Here is an 18,149-nt window from a genome sequence, read left to right as displayed (position 1 = left end):
CCCCTTGTTCGTTATGGGCGAGACCCCTGGGCAGGGGTGGTGCCAGTCTCCCAGTCCACGGGGGAGGGGACCTCCCGTGGTGGGATGTCGCCGTGGACTCCCAGTACGGTCCCCGCTGATCGGGCTCCCTCGGCCAGACAGGCGGGTATCGGGGCTCCGTTCAAGAATCGATCCAAAAAGCCCGCCGCGAAGGCGTCTCCGGCGCCGACCGGTTCGACGACCTCGACCGTGGGCGCCGGTTCGAACCAGAGCTCACCGTCGCGGAGGGCGGTGGCACCCTCCGCGCCCTGTTTGATGACGACCACTTCCGGTCCGCGCAGGAGGTCGGCCAGCTCCTCCACACTGTCGACGCCCCACAAGGCCTGCCCCTCGTCGAGCCCGCAAAAGACGATGTCGGAGCATCGTGCGAGGTCCAGCAGCCGGTCGGCGTTGTGGTCGCCGTGCAGAGCGGGCCGGTAGTTCACGTCGAAGCTGCGCAGGGTCCCCTCGGGTGCGGCCTTCATGAGCTCCTCGACCAGACCCGCGGCGGATTCGGACAGGGCGGCGGTGATCCCCGAGGTGTGCACGAGGCGGGGGCGCGACCGCCACACCTGGGCGGCGTCGTCCCGGTGCAGTGTGGAGGCGGCCGAACCTCGGCGCCAGTAGCGCACCCGTGTCCCCCGAGGGTGCGGTTCCTTGGTGTACAGACCGGTGGAGCGGTCGTCGTCGGTGCGAACGACGCAGTTCACGCCCTCGGCGCTGAGCCGCTCATGGATCCACCGCCCGAACCGGTCGTCGCCCAGGGCGCTGTACCAGACGACGGAGCGCCCTGCCCTTGCCAGGTGTACGGCGACGTTGGACTCGGCGCCACCGATGTCGGCGTGGAACCGGGGAGGGGTTCCCGGACGGTGGGGTTCGGGGGTCAGCAACGCCATCGTCTCGCCCACGCACACCGCGTCCCAGGGTTCGCTCCCTCCCCCGATGGGGGAAAGGGGTCCCCCGTGGACTGTGGTCCGTTGTGGCTTGCTCACCCACGACCTCCCGGTGGTTGCCCGCGTCATGCGGGGTGTTGACCTGCGTCACTGCGGAATGCTATTCAAGTTGTTGACAGATGCGCAACACTGCTGCGCACAGCGCAGCATGAGGGGGATGGTCAGAGTGTGGGACCTGCTGCTGTACGGCGGTCGCGTCATCGACCCCGCATCGGGACGGGACGAGACAGCCGACCTCGCCGTGCGCGCGGGCCGGATCGCCGCCATCGACACCGCGCTACCTCGATCCCGGTCGGCTCGAGCCGTCGACGTCTCCGGACAACTGGTACTGCCGGGCCTGGTGGACATGCACACGCACGTGTGGCACGGCGCCACCTACTGGGGTCTGGAACCTGAGGCCCTGGCCTGGCGCACCGGTGTGACGACCTGGGTCGACGCCGGATCCGCCGGCGCCTACGCGATGGAAGGGTTCCGACGCGTCATCGCCGACCCCGCGCCGTTTCGCGTCCACGCGATGATCAACGTCTCCGGACTCGGCCTGGTCGGCCGCACCGGCGAACACCACGTACTGGACAACCTCGACGTGGACGCCGCCACCGCCGTGGCCGCCCAACAGGGCGACCTGGTCTGTGGAGTCAAGGCGCGTATCGACCGCCACACGGTCGGCGAACACGGTCTGGAGCCGCTTCGTCGGGCGGTCGAGTTGGCACGGCGCATCGAGAAGCCGCTCATGGTGCACATCGGTTACGGTCCACCCGGGCTCGCCGACATCGCGCCGCTACTCGCCGAAGGCGACATCCTCACCCATTGCGCCACGGGGGCCGCCACCGACCTGGTCGTCGACGGGCGGCCCACCGACGCACTGTCACGGCTGAGGGACAACGGTGTCGTCTTCGACCTCGGCCACGGGTCGGGTGCGTTCGACTTCGACGTACTCGAAGCGGAACTGGCGGCCGGGGTCGTCCCCATCATCTCCACCGACCTGCACATTCGTTCCGTCTACGGCCCGGCCTTCGACATGCCGACCGTCATGGGCAAGGCACTCGCCGCCGGAATGGGCCTCTCCGAGACGGTGGCGGCGGCCACCGTGCGCCCCGCACACGCGCTCGGATTGGCCGCCGGAACCCTCGAGGTCGGAGCCACCGCCGACATCGCCGTCTTCTCCGTGGAGAAGGGCTCCTTTCCCACCATCGACGTGCACGGAGGAGTGCGCCAGGCTCCGCTGCGCCTCGACAACACCGCGACCTACGCCTCCGGACGTCTGCTCTCGCCCCGTGCCGCCGAACCCCCGCCCGTGTGGGTACCGCTCAGCGACGCCCAACGGCGGGCCGAGGCCGACCGCCGCGAACAGGTACGAACCTCGGTCCGACACCTGGACCGACCCGAGGACTTCGACGAACACTTTCCCCGCCCCGAACCCGCGGCGGGACCGAAGCAGCAGGGAGCGCCACGTTGACCGACCACCCTTCGCACCCCGTCTCTCCCACCGCTGGAGAAGGACTGCCCGCCGAGGCACTGGCCGCACTGGACACGCTCCCGGTCGAGGCCCGTTCCCTTCCCGAGAGTCCCACCACGGCCGCGCGGGTCCGCGCCGCCGGACTGCACCTACGCGACCTGTGGCTGCCCGCCGTCACCCTGGACGAGTCCGCCCTGCGACACAACCTGGAACGCTTCGCGCGCTGGTGCGCCGACCGAGGGCTCGACCTGGCCCCCCACGCCAAGACCACCATGTCACCGCACCTGTGGTCGGCGCAGTTGGAACACGGCGCCTGGGGCCTGACCGTGGCCACCGTCGCCCAGGCCCGCGTGATGCGCTCCTTTGGTGTTCCACGCGTACTCATCGCCAACGAGGTCGTGGAGGAGAACCAGCTCGCCTGGATCCGGGACGCCCTGGCCGACCCGGACTTCCAGATCCTGTGTCTGGTGGACTCCCAAACGGGGGTCCGGATCATGGAATCCGCCTTGGCCGACGCGGCACGGCCCCTGCCGGTCCTGCTGGAGTTGGGGGTCCAGGGACGGCGCACCGGGGTACGTGACATGGAGGAGGCACTGGCGCTCGCCCGGACGGTGGCCGCCGGTGAACGACTCGCCCTGACCGGGGTCGAGGCCTTCGAGGGGGTCTTCCCACAACGCAGGGACGACGACTCGCCCACCCGGGTACGCGGCTGGCTCGACCGCCTGTTCGACTTCGCACGGCGCGCCGACGCCGAGGGCCTGTTCTCCGGGGCTTCGGAGGTGATCGTCACCGCGGGCGGCAGCAGCTACCCCGACCTGGTCGCCGACGCACTCGCCGAACCGCCCGGGCTGTCGCTCCCGATCCGCAGAATCGTCCGTTCGGGCTGCTACCTCACCCACGACGACCTGTTCATGGAGCGCGCCTCACCCCTGCGCTCCTCCGCCGACGCCGACCCCCTACGGCCCGCCCTCAGTTGCTACGCGCGGGTGTTGTCCCGCCCCGAGCCGGGGCGGGCGCTGCTGGGCGTCGGTAAACGCGACGTGTCGTTCGACATCGATCTCCCCGTCCCCCGCGCACTGTGGAAGGGGGAACGCAGGACCCCGCTGGGCGAGACCACACGCGTCGTCGAACTCAACGACCACCACGGATTCCTGGAGTTCACCGGCACCGGTGAGACCGCCCCCGAGGTCGGGGACGTGGTCGAACTGGGTTTGTCCCATCCGTGCACGGTGTTCGACAAGTGGCCACTGATCCCGGTGCTCGACTCCGAACATCGGGTCGTGGACGCGGTCCGCACCCTGTTCTGACCGCGCCGATCGACCGGCGTACCGAAAGCAGAGGAAGACCCATGAGCAAGAAGAAGCAGATCGTCGCCACCCCGGACGCCGCTCCGCCCGGTGGCCCGTACTCCCAGGCGGTCATCGCCGGAGACCACATCCACCTCGCCGGCGCGACCCCGCACCGTACCGACCGCTCCCTGGTGGAGGGGTCCTTCGACGAACAGGCCCGCGCGACCTTCGACAACCTCGCAGCCGTGGCCAAGGCCGCGGGCGCCGACCTGACCGACGCCGTCCAGGCCAGGGTCTACCTGCGCGACCTGGCCGACTTCCAGGCGATGAACGAGGTGTTCGCGGAGTACTTCGGCGACGAACCACCGGTGCGTACCACCATCCAGGCCGACCTGCCCGGATTCCTCATCGAGGTCGACGCGGTGCTGTACAAGCCGGCCGAGTAGGGCCGGTCGCGCCATCCGGGAGGGTGCCCGGCCCACACCACGCCGCGCACCCTCCCGCTCCTTCCGCTCGGTCCCAGGCCCTCTCCCCTCGGACCGCGGCCGTCATCCCCCATCACTCTTGGAGACGTGATCATGATCGAAACCAACATGGGCTACATCGTGGCCCTGCTCGTCGCCGTCCTCTTCATGTTGGGCATCAGCTGGTGGGTGGCCCGACGCACCAGCAACGGCGAGGACTTCCTGCTCGCAGGACGCAAGCTCGGCACCCCCCTGGTGATGGGGAGCACCCTGGCCACCCTGGTCGGTACCGGTTCCAGTCTGGGCGCGGTGGGCTTCGCCTACCAGAACGGCTGGGCCGGAATGCTGTACGGGATCGGTGGTGCCGCGGGCATCTTCCTGCTGCTGTGGCTCTTCTCCGACGTGCGCAAGCACGGCTTCATGACCTTCGCCGAGGAGATGAGCTACTACTACGGAGCCAGCCGCGCGGTGAAGAGCGTGGTGGCCGTGCTGCTGTTCCTGGCCTCCGTGGGATGGCTGGGCGCGCACATCATGGGCGGCGCGATGTACCTGTCCTTCCTCACCGGAATGGACGCGGACATGGCCAAGATCGTCATCGCCCTCGGCTTCGGCGTCTACACCGTGGTCGGCGGTTACCTGGCGGTGGTCATCACCGACGCCATCCAGGGCACCATCCTGTTCCTCGGGTTCACCATCCTCGCGGTGCTCTCCCTGGTGACCGTCGGTGGGCTCGGTGGCATGCACGACGGTGTCACCGACGAGGCCGCCTCCATGTTGGGTGTCCAAGCCCTGGGCCCGGTTCCCGCGCTGTCCTTGGCGTTGGTCATCGCCGTGGGTGTACTGGCCACCCCGTCCTACCGGCAGCGGATCTACTCCGCGTCCAACGTCCGGACCGTACGGCGCAGCTTCCTGCTCGCCGGGGTGCTCTTCGCCGTGTTCGCGGCCCTTCCGGCGATCGCCGGAATGTCGGCCAGTGTTCTGGCGCCCGGTCTGGAGAACCCGGACATGGCCTTCCCCTATCTGGCGACCACACTGTTCCCGCTGTGGGTCGGCGCCTTCCTCCTGGTCGCGGGCCTGTCCGCGACGATGTCCTCTGGTGACTCCGACGCCATCGTCGGCGTGACCATTCTGATGCGCGACGTCTCCCAGTTGGTCACCGGTAAGCTCCCCAAGGCCGAGAACCTCGTACGCAACTCCCGCTGGGCCTTGGCCGCGGTACTGGTGTTGTCCCTGGTGTTCGCCCTGATGGCCACGACCATCATCGACTACATCACCCTCATGATCTCCACCGTGCTCACCGGTCTGCTGGTGGCGTCCCTCCTCGGCAAGTTCTGGCCACGAGCCACGTGGCAGGGCGGGATCGCCTCGATGCTCGGTGGTTCGGTGGCGGCCCTGGTCGTCAACAACGTGGAGTCGTTCACCGCGTTCTGGGGCAACGCCGTGATCCCCTCGCTCCTGGTGGCCCTGATGTCGGGCGTGATCGTCAGCCTGGTCACTCCGCGCACCCGCGTCTCCCGGGAAGAGGCACTGCGGATGCTCGCGCAGGAGCGTGCCACCCTCGACGTGGGCACCAAGCTGCGCGGTGGCGATGCGACCGAGCAGCAACCGAGCTGACCCGGAGGCCTTCGCGGGGGTCACCACTGGGATCCGGTCACCATCTCGGACCCCGGGGTTCATAGGACACCGAAGGTCGGTCGCTCCCCTCGGGCGGCTGAACACGACGCTCGACCGGGACCTGCCGGCCGAGCGTCGTCGCGTGAACGGTCGTCGAGGCCCCGGCACGCTCCCCTCACACGTGTGGCTCGGCTGGGCCCTTCGCTGACGAGCCCCTCCCGTCGAGGCGGTCGCGGACGCGCTGTGCCGGCTCGGCGTCGGTGATGAACGCACACGAGCCCGGACCGTACGGGGCGTGGTCGTTGAGCCGTGGAGGCATGTCCGAGAGCGCCATCGTGTGGTCCGACCCGGGCGATTTCTCGCCCGTGGGTGAAATGTCGGTGGAGATTCCTAGTCTGCGCTCATGACCGATCTCTCATTTCCGCCCATGCTGGAAGACCTCGCGAAGACCCGTGACGTCCAGAAGATGGACTTGGAGATGTACGAGGCGTTCGAGCATCCGGACGAGACCGCGCACTGGTACCGGCTGTGGACCGGGAACAAGGAGGTCGACGGAGGTGAGTTCCGCTTCTTCGGCATGGAGGGCGCGGGTGGCTATGTCGGCCTGTGGTTGGTTCGACGGGGACGACCCTTGATGGAGCAGCCGGTGGTCTTCCTCGGGTCCGAGGGGGAACTCGCGGTCATGAGCACCGACGTCGGAGCGTTCCTGTGGTTGGTGGCTCAGGGGTATGGGCCCCATGAGGTCATGGGATGGAGTGAGCCTTCGAACGAGCCCGATCCCCGGACATGGGAGATCGCTCGGCGGCACGCCCCGGACGCGTGTCGCGTTCCGGCAGAGATCCTTCGACGGGCCCAGGAGGAATTTCCGAACTTTCAGGAGTACATCGATGCGCGGTGCAACTGACGGGAGCAGGACCATGGTCCTGGGGCCGATCCCGGGGGCTTCCGAACGAAAGGCCCGGGACCTGGGCTGAGCGAGTCGCGCCCTGGACTTTGGTCGAATTCGACCACTCCCGACACCGACGTTCGTAGGCCCCTGGATCCCAGACCAGATGGGGGAGCACAGGCAACCATCTCTCCAACGAGGCCGCCTATCGCGACACCCCGCTGCGTGAGGCCACCGAGCGGGCCGCCGCCCTCGCCGCTCACGTGCACACTCCACCGTTGATGTCCGAGACGGAGGAGGGCATCACCGGCGCCGAGCTCGAAGAGGGCCGCGAGGCCATCGTCGAGCAGACCAGGGACACCGTGGTGGCCGCCGGGTCATGACGACGGAGCGGCCCGGTCCGCCCGGTTCGTTCGGGCGGACCGGGCGGACTCGGTATCGACGGCCGGATCGGTTGCGGATCGACCTCGCCGCCGATGGCGGATCCTCTGTCGAGTCGGAACCCGACCTCGGTGGCTCTACGGCGCGCCGGCGTAGGTCTCGAACTCGGCGACGCGTGGAGTGCCGTTCGAGCTCGTGATCTCGAAGTTGATCTTTCGCAGTGTCCTCGGAGCGAAGGTGATGACCCCCGCCCCACTACCGGTGGCCAGGGTGGTACCGGCGTCGTGGTCGACGACCCGCCAGGATCCGATGTTGCCCTCGGCCCCGGCCGCCTCACGGATGTTGATCGTGGACACCGTGGTGCTGGAACCCCACTTGACCGAGATGCGGCCGGTCGAGCCGTTCGGTGACCAGTAGGTGTTCGTGTCGCCGTCGATGACGTCTCCGTAACTGGTTCCGCTCGCCTTGCTGGAGCCGTCGGCTCCGGCCCCGAGGCTGAGGTTGGTCCCCACGGGAGGATCGGTCGGGTCCGGGTCGGTCGGGTCCGGGTCGGTCGGGTCGTCCGCTTGGCAGTCACCATCCGAGACTCGGTTGCCCGTGCCCGCACCGGCGGTTCGGCTCAGTACCTCGGGCAGACAGCCGGCGTCGTCGAGCAGGTAGGAGTACGGAATGCTCACCGAGGTGGTGGAGCGCGGGTCGGGGCCGGCGGGGTAGTTCTTGTCGCCCTGGCCGGACCAGGTCACGTTGTCGTAGATGTTGCCGCTGACCTCCCAGGAGCCCCTCTCGTTGGTGTAGAAGGTGCCCAGGACGTCCTTGGAGTCCTTGAAGTAGTTGTTCTCCACCTTCGCTCGGGCCCCGGCACGAGAGTTGATGCCGGACTTGTGCAGGTCCACGTAGTGGTTGTTGTACATGTGCCCGATGCCGCCGCGCAGCAGGGGAGCACGCGAGTCGATGTTCTCGTACAGGTTGTGGTGGTAGGTGATGTAGCCGTTGGAGAGGTCGCTTTCGCTGGATCCGACCAGGCCGCCCCGGCCGGAGTCGCGCAGGATGCTGTAGGAGAGGGTGACGTAGCGGGTGTTGTTCTTCAGGTCGAAGAGGGCGTCGTAGCCCTCCGATTCCCCACCCGACGCCTCCAGGGTGACGTGATCGACCCAGACGTTGCGGACGTCCTTCTCCATGCCGATGGCGTCACCACCGTTGGACGTGGGCGAACCGGATTTCTTGACGTTCCGCACGGTCACGTTCTGGATGATGATGTTGCTGGACTCCCGGACGTGGATGCCCAGCTGGTCGAACACGGCTCCGCTGCCGGTGCCGACGATCGTGACGTTGCTGATCTTCTTGAGCTCGATCACGTCGTCGGCGGTGTCGCAACCGGGACCCGACACCTTGGAGGTGTTGCCGTGATGGATGGTTCCTTCGACCTGGATGATGATCGGAGTGCTGGTGTCGGGCCGCTCGCACAGAGCCTGGTGGATCTGGGTTCCGGTCGTGGCCCGTACGGTCTGACCGCCCGTACCGCCGGTGGTACCGCCGTTCTGGGTGGCGTAACCCGTGGCGGAACCGGTATGCGCCGATGCGGGGGACACCGGCAGGGTCAGGCCGGCCGCGAGCATGGCCGCGGTGGCCAGTGTCGACACGAGTCGACGCGCGATGGATCGTCTCACTGCTTACCTTTCCTCGAGAAGGAGAAAGCGTTGACCGGGGGTGAACATTGACGCGCGCGTTCACTTCCCGAGAGTAGAGAAAGCGCTTTCCGTGTCAAGGGGGGTAATGCAAACGTTTGTAGCCCAGGAGAAGATCCCAACCTCCTATGACCTCTATTTCCTGCGGATTTACCCGTATCCGGTAGCGAAGCCCGAAGAACCACTCCAAGGAGTGCAACCGCTTGGAAGGGCCCGGTGCCCGGAGACGACGTCGCCGGGATCGGCTCGTTCCGTAGCCGTGGCCGGAACCATGAGAGGAACCAGGTCACTCTGAACAGAGGCAGGGGCAGGCCGTTCGTGGCCTCGTGCGGCGGCATGGACACAGAAGGGGGTGTGGCCTCGTGTCCGGCCGTGAACCGTGGTCACCGACCGAACATCGGTCGGGCCGGTCGGTGCGTGTTCCCGGTCCATAAGGGCGCACCTCGGCCCGCCCATGTTCCTCGTCGAGATCGGATTCAGGAGACGCTAAGCATCTTGGCGAGGGCTGAGCTCATCGATCAGTCCCTCGATCCGCTTCTTGATCTCATCGCGGATGGGGCGGACGGCCGCCACGCCCTGTCCAGCGGGGTCGGGGAGTTCCCAATCCAGGTAGCGCTTGCCGGGAAAGATCGGGCAGGTGTCGCCGCAACCCATGGTCACGCACACGTCGGAGGCCTCGACCGCGTCGGCGGTGAGGGTCTTGGGGCTCTGATCTGTGATGTCGATTCCCACCTCGGCCATGGCCTCGACCACCGCCGGGTTGAGCGTGTCCGCAGGCGCGGAGCCCGCTGAACGGACCTGGACCCGCCCTTGAGCGAGGTGGCGCAGCCAGGCGGCGGCCATCTGGGAACGTCCGGCGTTGTGCACGCACACGAACAGGACGGACGGCTTGTCGTTCTCGGTCATGAGGAATACCTCTACTTCGTTTCGCTGGTGATGGGGGCGAGGCCGAAAAGGCCAGGAGGTCGCGAAGGTGTGCGTCGATGGCGTCGCGGATTCGACCCGGTTCGGTGAGCGAGGCTCCGTGGGGGTCGGCCGTGCCTCAATCGAGATGGCGGCGCCCAGGGGCGACCGGGCATGCGTCGTCGCAGACCGGAGCGACCACACGGCCCTGGCTGCGGGCGGCTCCCAAGGTGGCGTTTTCGTGCAAGGGCGGCGATGGGTCAGATGTGGTCATGCGTGGGATTCCTCTGCGCGGGGAGCGGCCGTTGGGCATCTCATAGGCATCGGTCGATGAGATAATATCAGTGCATGCTGATATCAGTCGATGTTGATGTGATGAAGGTTCTGGCCGATCCGCTTCGGATGCGGATCGTGTCCCTGCTCGCTCACGAGACCTTGTGCACCACTCATCTGATGGAGGAGACCGGGGCCCGCCAGACCAATCTGTCCAACCACCTGCGACTGCTGCGCGAGGCGGGAGTGGTGGAGACCGAACCCTGTGGGCGCTACACCTACTATCGGCTGTGTCCCGAAGTCCTGGAGTCCCTCTCCGAGGGGTTGGCCGGTCTGGCCGCCACCGCCCGTTCCACGAACGTCGCCCAGAACCGGAGGCCCTGCTGATGAGCGGCCTTCAGGACACAACGCTCCTCGGGCCTTCCGTCGCGACACGGATGTCCATCCTGGACCGGTTCCTGGCGGTGTGGATCCTGCTCGCCATGGCCGTCGGCCTGGGCCTGGGACGACTGGTCCCCGGTCTGAACGAACTCCTGGCCGCCCTGGAGATCGGCGGGATCTCCCTGCCCATCGCCCTGGGCCTGCTGGTCATGATGTACCCGGTGCTGGCCAAGGTTCGCTACGACCACTTGGACACCGTCACCGGTGACCGGCGCCTGCTGATCTCCTCCCTGGTGATCAACTGGCTCGTCGGACCGGCCGTGATGTTCGCACTGGCCTGGATCTTCCTGGCCGACCTGCCCGAGTACCGCACCGGATTGATCATCGTCGGTCTGGCCCGCTGTATCGCCATGATCATCATCTGGAACGACCTGGCCGGCGGGCACCGTGAGGCCGCCGCCGTGCTGGTGGCGCTCAACTCCCTCTTCCAGGTCCTGCTCTTCGGGGTGCTGGGCTGGTTCTACCTGGACCTGCTGCCCGGCCGGCTGGGCCTGGACACCGGCGGACTGGACGTGTCCCCCTGGCTGATCGCCCTGAACGTGGTGATCTTCCTCGGTATCCCGCTGGCCGCCGGGTTCCTCACCCGCACGTTCGGTGAGAAAAGGATGGGCCGCCAACGTTACGAGTCGGCCTTCCTGCCCCGGATCGGCCCGTGGGCGCTGTACGGGCTGCTGTTCACCATCGTGCTGCTCTTCGCCCTCCAAGGAGAGCGGATCACCAGTCAACCGCTGGACGTGGCGCGTATCGCTGTTCCGCTTTTGGCCTATTTCGTCCTCATGTGGTTCGGCACGTTCGCCTTCGCCAAGGCGATCGGGATGGACTACGACCGCACCACCACGTTGGCCTTCACCGCGGCGGGCAACAACTTCGAGCTGGCCATCGCCGTGGCCATCGCCACCTTCGGGATCACTTCCGGCCAGGCCCTGGCCGGGGTGGTGGGGCCACTCATCGAGGTCCCGATCCTGGTCGCGTTGGTGTACGTCTCCCTGGCCTGGCGTAAACGCTTCCTTGCCGAGCGCCGGTAGGGGACCGCTTCAGGAGGAGAGCCCGCCATCGCGCAGCCGCCCCTCCCCTCTGGCCGCGCTCCTCAAAGGTCCGAACTCCCTGGCCACTCGCACCGAGAATCGCCAGTACCTCCAGCGCTACGAACACCGCCGGTACCCGTCCAACGTCCGGCCGGTGCCGCGCCCGCCCAAGCAGCGACCGTGATGACCTGCATGAGCGGGGTGTGCATGACGACGTTGAAGGTGGCGTAGTGCGTGATGTCCCAGCGGTCGGAGACGGCGGTGGTGTAGGGGGAGGGTGCCTCGTGCCATGTCCGTCACTACCGCGATGGCCTGGAGTGTTCTCCAAGGCCCGGGCGCGCCCCGACCATCGTGGAGGTGGACGCGCCAGGGACCCGTCCGAACGCAGGTGTCACGAAACCCGGCCTGGCCCACCCGACTCGACCTGTTGAGCAGGGCCGGAGCAGCAATCGCTTTCAGTGGCCGGGATCGCCTCTTCAGTGGATTCCGTGGAGACGTCACCGAGGGGGAGGAGTGGTGGTTCGGATTCGGCCGGGCCACCGTAGCGACCGCCCTGTTCCGCGGCGGGCTCCTCTAGGGCTTTGGGGGCGGGGCCGCAGCAACCGGCGGTGTCGGCCTTGACCTGGGTGGGGTCGTCGAAGGCCCCCGCGCCGCCGCACACTCCGCTCTCGGGCAGCACCAACTCCACACGGGCCGCACCCTCCTCGTCTCCGGCCAAATACGCGGCGATACTGCGCACCTGCTCATATCCGGTCAGTGCCAGGAACGTCGGCGCGCGCCCGTAGGACTTCATTCCCGCCAGGAAGAACCCTTCCTCGGGGTGCGAGAGCTCGGTAGCGCCGTGCGGGTAGACGGTGCCACACGAGTGCTGGTTGGGGTCGATGAGCGGGGCCAGCTCCACCGGTGCCTGGAGCGTGGGGTCCAAGTCCAGACGCACCTCGGACAAGAAGGACAGGTCGGGCCGGAATCCGGTCAGAGCCACGACCTCGTCCACAGGCTCCAGTTCCCGGCCGGCATCGTCCACCAGGAGCAGGCGGCCGTCCACCGACCGTATCTGGGCGGTACGGAAGCCGGTCACCACCTCGACGTGGCCCGCCTCGACGGCCGCACGGGCTCGCCGGCCGAGGGCTCCTCGTTCGGCGAGCTGGTCGGCCGCGCCCCCACCGAAGGCGTCCCCGACCTCGCCGCGACGCAGTACCCACACCACTTTCGTCCCCGGGCTCTGTGGGGCCGGCTCGGCCAGGGCCACCAGCGTGGTCAGCGCAGAGTGACCGCGTCCGACCACGGCGGTGGTTCGGCCGATATGACGGACCCGGGTTTCCTCTTCGCTCAGGTCGGGGATCCGGTAGGAGATCCGCTCGGCCGCAGTGGTTTCACCCAGCGTGGGCAGGCCGTCACCGCCCACCGGATTGGGTGAGCCCCAGGTGCCGGAGGCGTCCACGACCGCGCGGGCCAACAGCCGTTCCTGGCCGTCACGGGTACGCACACGCACGGTGAAGGGTTGCTCGGCGCGTCCGGTGTCCACGACCCGGTCCCGGCCCAGACGGCTCACCCCGGTCACTTCGGTGCCGAAGCGGACCCGATCGCCGAGGGCGTGGGCCAATGGGGCCAGGTAGGAGTCGATCCACTCGCGGCCGGTCGGGTAGTCGTCGTCGTTCGGGCGCTGCCAGCCGGTGGTGACGAGCAGCTTCTCCGCCGCCGGGTCGATCAGGTCGCGCCACATCGAGAACAGCCGCACGTGCCCCCACTCGGACACCGCCGCCCCGGCTCGGTCGCCCTTCTCCAAGACCAGGACCGGAAGGTCGCGTGCCAGCAATTCCGCTGCCGCCGCCAACCCTACGGGCCCGGCTCCGATCACCATCACGGGACGCTCGTCGACCATGACTCACCTCTTTCATTGATCATCATCTATGAAAGAGGACTCTATCGATGCTCGTCGATGGACGCAACCATAGACCGTCGTCGATAATGAGGACATGACCTTTGTGCCGCTCGAACACACCGAACGCTCACTTCCTTCGGCCGACGCCGAGACCTACGCCGCCTGGTTCGCTTGCCTGGCCGAACCGATGCGAGTGCGTCTACTCCACGCCATCGCCACCACCCCCGGCTCGGTCAGCGTGGGGGAATTGGCGGAGATGGTGGGCGTTCGCCAACCCACCGTCTCCCACCACCTGCGCAAACTCGCCGACGTGGGATTCGTGACCCTCACCAAGGTGGGCACCTCCACCCGGGTCGCCGTCAACCCCGAATGCTGCAGCGGCCTGCCCCACGCCGCGGACGTGGTGATGGGAGTACTCAACACGCGACCGTGCTGCCCCACCGACCTGCCCGCGGACGTCACCACCCGTGCCATGACCGACACGGACCTGGAGGTGGTCCGAGAGATCTATGCCCAGGGCATCGCCACCGGCCAGGCCACCTTCGAGACCGAGACTCCCGACACCGAGGCTTTGAAGAACAAGTGGATCAGTGGACACCGCTGGGTCGCCGAGGCCGACGGAGAGGTGGTCGGTTGGGCCGCGGCTTCGACGGTCTCCACCCGCAAGGTCTACGCCGGTGTGGCCGAGACGTCGGTGTACGTCGCCGAGGGAGCGCGAGGACGAGGTGTGGGCAAGGCCCTGCTCTACCGACAGGTCACCGAAGCCGACGCCGGCGGGCTATGGACGCTCCAGACCTCGATCTTCCCGGAGAACCGCGCCAGTCTGTCCTTGCACCACCAGGCGGGTTTTCGCACCGTGGGCGTACGTGAGCGCATCGCCCAGCACCACGGACGTTGGCGCGACATCGTCCTGCTGGAGCGCCGCCAGGGCGCCGGTTCGGACACGGGCGCGTCGACCACCTGTGGTGACGACGCCAGATGTGTCACCGGATGAATGGTCCGCCCCAAGCGGGAGCCACCGCGATACCCACACTCAGAACGAGGCCTCATCATCTCCACGGGCGACGGAGGGGGTCGCCGGGCACGCCGCGCCCGCCTCAAGGAGGGGTGCCGCCGGAGGCAGACGCCCGACGAGCCGAGCGTGACCGTGGGTGGGTCGGGGGTGTCGATGAGACCGGTGAGCACCCGGCGCACCATCCGTTCGAACAGTCAGGTGTGCGCCGGGGTGCCGAAGAGCACGCCCTCGATCTTGCTGAGGGCTGAGACAGCACGGAGCCGGGACGCTCACCGGGTGAGAGGGCCACAGTGTCCGCACACAAATAATGGCATGAGGTTGTCAATAAATTACACATAGTAACTACCGGTGTGGGTGAGGCCGTGCTCCATCGGGGCAATGAACATGGTCGGCGGATGCCTCCGCCGACCACGCCTCTGGTACCCACCGTCATGGAGAAGACATGGACGACGCCACGGACACGTCCCTCACCCGGCAGATGACGCCCTCGACTTCCACCCCGCCCACCACCGCCGAGGATCGCACGGCCCAAGCACCACCTGAGCTGGACGAGGCGAGGTTCAAGCTCGAACCCGGCGGGCTCGGCGATCAGCGTACCCGGGTCTTGGACGAGTTCCAGGCCTACCTGGACTACCAACAGCAGCACTTCCTTGGCTACCAGGTCAACCAGAGGCTCAGCGACGTCAGCTCCGACCTGGTGAAGCTGCTCGGCGTGCACACCAACAACATCGGCGATCCCTTCAAGGACGGCAACCTGCGCACACACACCAAGCACATGGAACGCGCGGTGCTCGCCTACTACGCGGACCTGTGGGGACTCAAGCCCCACGACGAGAAGGACCCAGAGAGCGCGTGGGGCTACGTGCTGAGCATGGGCTCCTCGGAGGGCAACATCTACGGCCTGCTCAACGCACGCGACTACGTGTCCGGCAAACACCTGCTACTGGAACCGAAGACGGACGACAGCCACATCATGCAGCTGGCCATGGCACAGGCGGAGCCGCCCGAACACGAGCAGAACGCCACCGAGCCGGTGATCTTCTTCTCCCAGGACTCCCACTACTCGATCGCCAAAAGCGCACACACGCTCGGTATCCCGACCTTCGGAGAGATGGGCAACGACCCGACCCGAGGCTATCAAGCCGACGCCATGAAGACCATGGGCACTCGGACCTGGCCGACCGAGGTGCCCTCCCACGGCGATGGCAGTATCGACCTCGACAAACTCACGGCGGCGGTGGACTACTTCGCGGGCAAGGGTCACCCGGTGGTGATCGTGCTCAACCTGGGCACCACGTTCAAGGGGGCCTACGACGACGTCAAGGCGGCAGTCGAGAAGCTGGGTGGGGTGTTCCACAAGCGGAACCTGTACGAGCGCGAGTTCACGGTCAAAAGCGGAGGGAAGGAGGAGGTGATCAAGCGTGACGGATTCTGGATCCACGTCGACGGAGCGCTGGGCGCCAACTACATCCCGTTCCTTCAGAAGGCGGGCATCACGGTTCCGAAGTTCGATTTCCGGCTGCCGAAGCCGGGGGTGAGCTCGATCGTGGCCAGTGGGCACAAGTACCCCGGCTGCCCCTGGCCATGCGGGGTGTTCATGACCCGGCGAAAGCTCCAGCTTCAGCCGCCGCCCATGGCGGAGTACGTTGGTTCTCCCGACACCACCTTCGCCGGTTCGCGCAACGGTTTCTCCGCGGCGGTGCTGTGGAACTTCTTCGCCAAGCACTCCCACGACGAACAGACCCAGATGGCCAAGAGCTGTCACGAGATGGCCACGTACACCTCGAAGCGCCTGAAGGAGGACGTCGAGCCGAAACTGAAGGAACGGCAGGAAGCCTCCGTGGAGTGCGAGCTGACCGAGCACTCGCTCAGCGTCCGTTTTCGAGCGCCGAACGAGAGCATCATCAAGAAGTACTCCCTGGCCACGGTCACCGTTCCGGCCGGAGGATCACGGGTGAAGACCTACGCCCACCTGTTCACCATGCCGCACGTGACCAAGGAGTTGATCGACCAGCTGATCACCGACCTGTTGCGCGAGGACGCCTTTCCGAAGGAAGTGGTGCGCACGGTGACCACGGAGACACCGATCCCGGAGCAGTACATGCCCGCCGAGGAGACTCAGGTGCTGCATGCTGTCGCCATGGACGATCGCGGTTTCGCTTGAGCCGACCGTGAACCAGGGGCCGATACACGGCGGCCGCGTCCGGCAGGAGGGGCGCGGCCGCCCGTGTTCCGCACCGGAAACGCCCCTCGCAACCGACGGGAGCGGGTCTGCGCTGAACCTGGAGCAGCAGGTGGTGGTGTAACTCGTTGAAGCAACGACCTCGTCCTGACCCGATGTTGCTTCGGTTCGGTGGACAGGTGTCGACGGGTGTGCCCGGTCGTCTGCGGCGGTGCGGGTTCGACAGTCGGTGCGGCCGTGGCCTTGTCCGGGGCGTGCGGGAAGGCGTTGAGAAGGGGGTGGCCGAGCTCGGCGCGCTTGTCGATCCACAGGGAGGCGATTTTGCGTGCCAGGCCGCGCATGGTCTTGAACGCGTCGGCACGTTCGGTGGTGGAAACCGCGCCCCGAGAGTCGAGGATGTTGAACAGGTTGTTTCGTGCCGGGTCTGATGGAGGCCGTGGAGTGTGCCGGGATCGCCTCCCGTCACTCTCCACCGCCCCTCGTCTGAGGATCGAGAAGCGGCGGCTTGTCAGCGTGGGCCGCCTCTAGACTCTGGCTCATGTCGAGAACCCTGTATCTGGTGTTGTCCGGAGCCCCCGCACCGGAAGGGGTGGTCGAGCTCGTTCAGGCCCTGCACAGCCACGGCTGGCACGTGACTGTGTTGTCCACCCCCACAGGCACAGACTTCCACGATCAGGACCAGTTGGCGGACCTGACGGGCGAACCGGTGCGCGTGGCGTTCCGGATGCCCGGGCAGGGCAAGCCCCTTCCTCCTGCTGACGCGGTGTTGGCCTGTCCGCTGACCTTCAACTCCACGAACAAGTTCGCCCAGGGGCTGGCGGACAACTTCGCGATCGCTCTGCTGTGCGAGATGGTCGGATACGGGGTACCCACCGTGGTGGTGCCGCACTGCAAACCCCAACTCGCCACCCACCCGGCCTTCACCCACTCCCTGGAAACGCTGCGCGCGATGGAACCGGTCACCGTCCTGCACGACCCTGACGCCCCCTATGAGAACCGTCTGCCCTCCTGGCAGCAGGTCATCGACACCGTCAACAGCCTCTGACCGAAAGGCACAGCGTGGACCCCGCCACTCGAGGCCAGACGATCAAACGTGCCCGACGACGGCACGGCTACTCCCAGAGCGTGCTCGCCGGACTCGTGGGACGCTCCGAGTCCTGGCTCTCGCAGGTCGAACGCGGCATCCTGTCGGTGGACTCCCACGAGATCCTCACCCGCCTGGCCCGTATCCTGCGCCTGGCCCGTATCCTGCGCCTGGACCTGACCGAGCTGACCGGAACCGAAACCGAGGCGGTCACCGACATGCGCTACGACGCCGCCCGCGCGATCGAGCGGGCCATGATGCGCTACTCCACCCTGGAAACCATCGTCGCCGAGACCGGAACCGAACCCCGCATCGACCCCGCCTCGCTCTCGGTCCAGGCCCACCAGACCTATGCCGCCTACCAAGCGGCCCGCTACGACGAGGTCGGACGCCGCCTGCCCCGGCTCATCCGCGAGGCCGAAGCCGCCGCGCACACCCCCGGATCAGACCGGCCTGCCGTGTGCTCGGCCCGAGCCATGGTCTACAACACCACCGCCGCCCTACTGCGCCGAGTCGGGGAGAAGGATCTGGCCTGGCAGGCCGCCGACCGCGCCATGTCAGCCGCCGAGTGGGCAGACCAAACGCTGCTGACAGCGGT

16 protein-coding genes are annotated in these 18,149 nt (G+C 67.3%); 11 read left to right on the top strand and 5 right to left on the bottom strand.

Annotated features, from left to right (window positions below; all coding sequences use genetic code 11):
- Nucleotides 1–11: 11 nt before the first annotated feature.
- The gene (locus D472_RS0119565) at nucleotides 12–926 is read right to left on the bottom strand and encodes a sugar kinase (protein ID WP_017606157.1); all 915 of its coding nucleotides are present in this window, start codon (nucleotides 924–926) and stop codon (nucleotides 12–14) included.
- 211 nt (nucleotides 927–1,137) lie between these two features.
- Between D472_RS0119565 and D472_RS0119560 the strand changes: the two genes are divergently transcribed.
- From D472_RS0119560 to D472_RS0119540, 5 genes are all read left to right on the top strand, one after another.
- Complete coding sequence (locus tag D472_RS0119560; protein WP_017606156.1) at nucleotides 1,138–2,427, top strand: amidohydrolase family protein; 1,290 nt, start codon at nucleotides 1,138–1,140, stop codon at nucleotides 2,425–2,427.
- On the top strand, nucleotides 2,424–3,734 hold the full coding sequence (locus D472_RS0119555) for an alanine racemase (protein ID WP_017606155.1): 1,311 nt from the start codon (nucleotides 2,424–2,426) through the stop codon (nucleotides 3,732–3,734). Before D472_RS0119560 ends, D472_RS0119555 begins: the two co-directional genes overlap by 4 nt.
- Before the next feature lie 41 nt (nucleotides 3,735–3,775).
- The gene (locus D472_RS0119550) at nucleotides 3,776–4,162 is read left to right on the top strand and encodes a RidA family protein (protein ID WP_017606154.1); all 387 of its coding nucleotides are present in this window, start codon (nucleotides 3,776–3,778) and stop codon (nucleotides 4,160–4,162) included.
- Nucleotides 4,163–4,294: 132 nt separating this feature from the next.
- On the top strand, nucleotides 4,295–5,794 hold the full coding sequence (locus D472_RS0119545; protein WP_017606153.1) for a sodium:solute symporter family protein: 1,500 nt from the start codon (nucleotides 4,295–4,297) through the stop codon (nucleotides 5,792–5,794).
- Nucleotides 5,795–6,197: 403 nt separating this feature from the next.
- Nucleotides 6,198–6,698 carry a hypothetical protein gene (locus D472_RS0119540; protein WP_017606152.1) on the top strand — a complete coding sequence of 167 codons (501 nt, stop codon included), beginning with the start codon at nucleotides 6,198–6,200 and terminating at the stop codon, nucleotides 6,696–6,698.
- 500 nt (nucleotides 6,699–7,198) lie between these two features.
- Here the strand turns inward: D472_RS0119540 and D472_RS0119530 are convergent, their stop codons facing one another.
- Both D472_RS0119530 and D472_RS0119525 read right to left on the bottom strand, forming a co-directional pair.
- Nucleotides 7,199–8,728 carry a polysaccharide lyase family 1 protein gene (locus D472_RS0119530; protein WP_017606150.1) on the bottom strand — a complete coding sequence of 510 codons (1,530 nt, stop codon included), beginning with the start codon at nucleotides 8,726–8,728 and terminating at the stop codon, nucleotides 7,199–7,201.
- A 504-nt stretch (nucleotides 8,729–9,232) separates the two neighbouring features.
- Entirely contained in the window at nucleotides 9,233–9,652 is a 420-nt protein-coding gene (locus D472_RS0119525; protein ID WP_017606149.1) for an arsenate reductase ArsC, read from the bottom strand.
- Between the two features lie 372 nt (nucleotides 9,653–10,024).
- On the opposite strand from D472_RS0119525, the gene D472_RS0119520 reads away from it, so the two are divergent.
- The gene (locus D472_RS0119520) at nucleotides 10,025–10,309 is read left to right on the top strand and encodes an ArsR/SmtB family transcription factor (protein ID WP_017606148.1); all 285 of its coding nucleotides are present in this window, start codon (nucleotides 10,025–10,027) and stop codon (nucleotides 10,307–10,309) included.
- Nucleotides 10,309–11,388: an ACR3 family arsenite efflux transporter gene (gene arsB, locus D472_RS0119515; protein ID WP_017606147.1), complete on the top strand. Its 1,080-nt coding sequence runs from the start codon at nucleotides 10,309–10,311 to the stop codon at nucleotides 11,386–11,388. The genes D472_RS0119520 and arsB overlap by 1 nt, the downstream gene beginning before the upstream one ends.
- A gap of 391 nt (nucleotides 11,389–11,779) precedes the next feature.
- On the opposite strand, the gene D472_RS0119510 is transcribed toward arsB, so the two are convergent.
- Complete coding sequence (locus D472_RS0119510) at nucleotides 11,780–13,270, bottom strand: NAD(P)-binding domain-containing protein (protein ID WP_017606146.1); 1,491 nt, start codon at nucleotides 13,268–13,270, stop codon at nucleotides 11,780–11,782.
- Nucleotides 13,271–13,364: 94 nt separating this feature from the next.
- Here D472_RS0119510 and D472_RS0119505 point away from each other — a divergent pair, with 94 nt between their 5' ends.
- Both D472_RS0119505 and D472_RS26900 read left to right on the top strand, forming a co-directional pair.
- Nucleotides 13,365–14,264, top strand: a complete 900-nt coding sequence (locus tag D472_RS0119505) for a helix-turn-helix domain-containing GNAT family N-acetyltransferase (RefSeq protein WP_033304263.1) — start codon at nucleotides 13,365–13,367, stop codon at nucleotides 14,262–14,264.
- A 463-nt stretch (nucleotides 14,265–14,727) separates the two neighbouring features.
- On the top strand, nucleotides 14,728–16,449 hold the full coding sequence (locus D472_RS26900; RefSeq protein ID WP_017606144.1) for a pyridoxal-dependent decarboxylase: 1,722 nt from the start codon (nucleotides 14,728–14,730) through the stop codon (nucleotides 16,447–16,449).
- Here the strand turns inward: D472_RS26900 and D472_RS27790 are convergent.
- Complete coding sequence (locus D472_RS27790) at nucleotides 16,404–16,940, bottom strand: glycine--tRNA ligase subunit alpha (protein ID WP_083903536.1); 537 nt, start codon at nucleotides 16,938–16,940, stop codon at nucleotides 16,404–16,406. The genes D472_RS26900 and D472_RS27790 overlap by 46 nt on opposite strands.
- A gap of 65 nt (nucleotides 16,941–17,005) precedes the next feature.
- Here D472_RS27790 and D472_RS0119495 point away from each other — a divergent pair, with 65 nt between their 5' ends.
- Entirely contained in the window at nucleotides 17,006–17,512 is a 507-nt protein-coding gene (locus D472_RS0119495; protein ID WP_026117878.1) for a flavoprotein, read from the top strand.
- A 14-nt stretch (nucleotides 17,513–17,526) separates the two neighbouring features.
- Nucleotides 17,527–18,149: helix-turn-helix domain-containing protein (locus D472_RS0119490; protein WP_017606142.1), on the top strand; the 623-nt coding region annotated here is incomplete at its 3' end.

Source organism: Nocardiopsis alkaliphila YIM 80379, assembly GCF_000341005.1.
Classification (GTDB): Bacteria; Actinomycetota; Actinomycetes; order Streptosporangiales; family Streptosporangiaceae; genus Nocardiopsis; species Nocardiopsis alkaliphila.
The sequence above is the reverse complement of the archived record's forward strand: the minus strand, read 5'-3'. Positions and strand labels throughout refer to the sequence as shown.

Excerpts from the sequence above, each read along its gene's own strand:
- D472_RS0119550 (WP_017606154.1), top strand. The coding sequence starts at position 3,776 with ATGAGCAAGAAGAAGCAGATCGTCGCCACCCCGGACGCCGCTCCGCCC.
- D472_RS0119545 (WP_017606153.1), top strand. The coding sequence starts at position 4,295 with ATGATCGAAACCAACATGGGCTACATCGTGGCCCTGCTCGTCGCCGTC.
- D472_RS0119540 (WP_017606152.1), top strand. The coding sequence starts at position 6,198 with ATGACCGATCTCTCATTTCCGCCCATGCTGGAAGACCTCGCGAAGACC.
- D472_RS0119525 (WP_017606149.1), bottom strand. The coding sequence starts at position 9,652 with ATGACCGAGAACGACAAGCCGTCCGTCCTGTTCGTGTGCGTGCACAAC.
- D472_RS0119520 (WP_017606148.1), top strand. The coding sequence starts at position 10,025 with ATGAAGGTTCTGGCCGATCCGCTTCGGATGCGGATCGTGTCCCTGCTC.
- arsB (WP_017606147.1), top strand. The coding sequence starts at position 10,309 with ATGAGCGGCCTTCAGGACACAACGCTCCTCGGGCCTTCCGTCGCGACA.
- D472_RS0119510 (WP_017606146.1), bottom strand. The coding sequence starts at position 13,270 with ATGGTCGACGAGCGTCCCGTGATGGTGATCGGAGCCGGGCCCGTAGGG.
- D472_RS0119505 (WP_033304263.1), top strand. The coding sequence starts at position 13,365 with ATGACCTTTGTGCCGCTCGAACACACCGAACGCTCACTTCCTTCGGCC.
- D472_RS26900 (WP_017606144.1), top strand. The coding sequence starts at position 14,728 with ATGGACGACGCCACGGACACGTCCCTCACCCGGCAGATGACGCCCTCG.
- D472_RS0119495 (WP_026117878.1), top strand. The coding sequence starts at position 17,006 with ATGTCGAGAACCCTGTATCTGGTGTTGTCCGGAGCCCCCGCACCGGAA.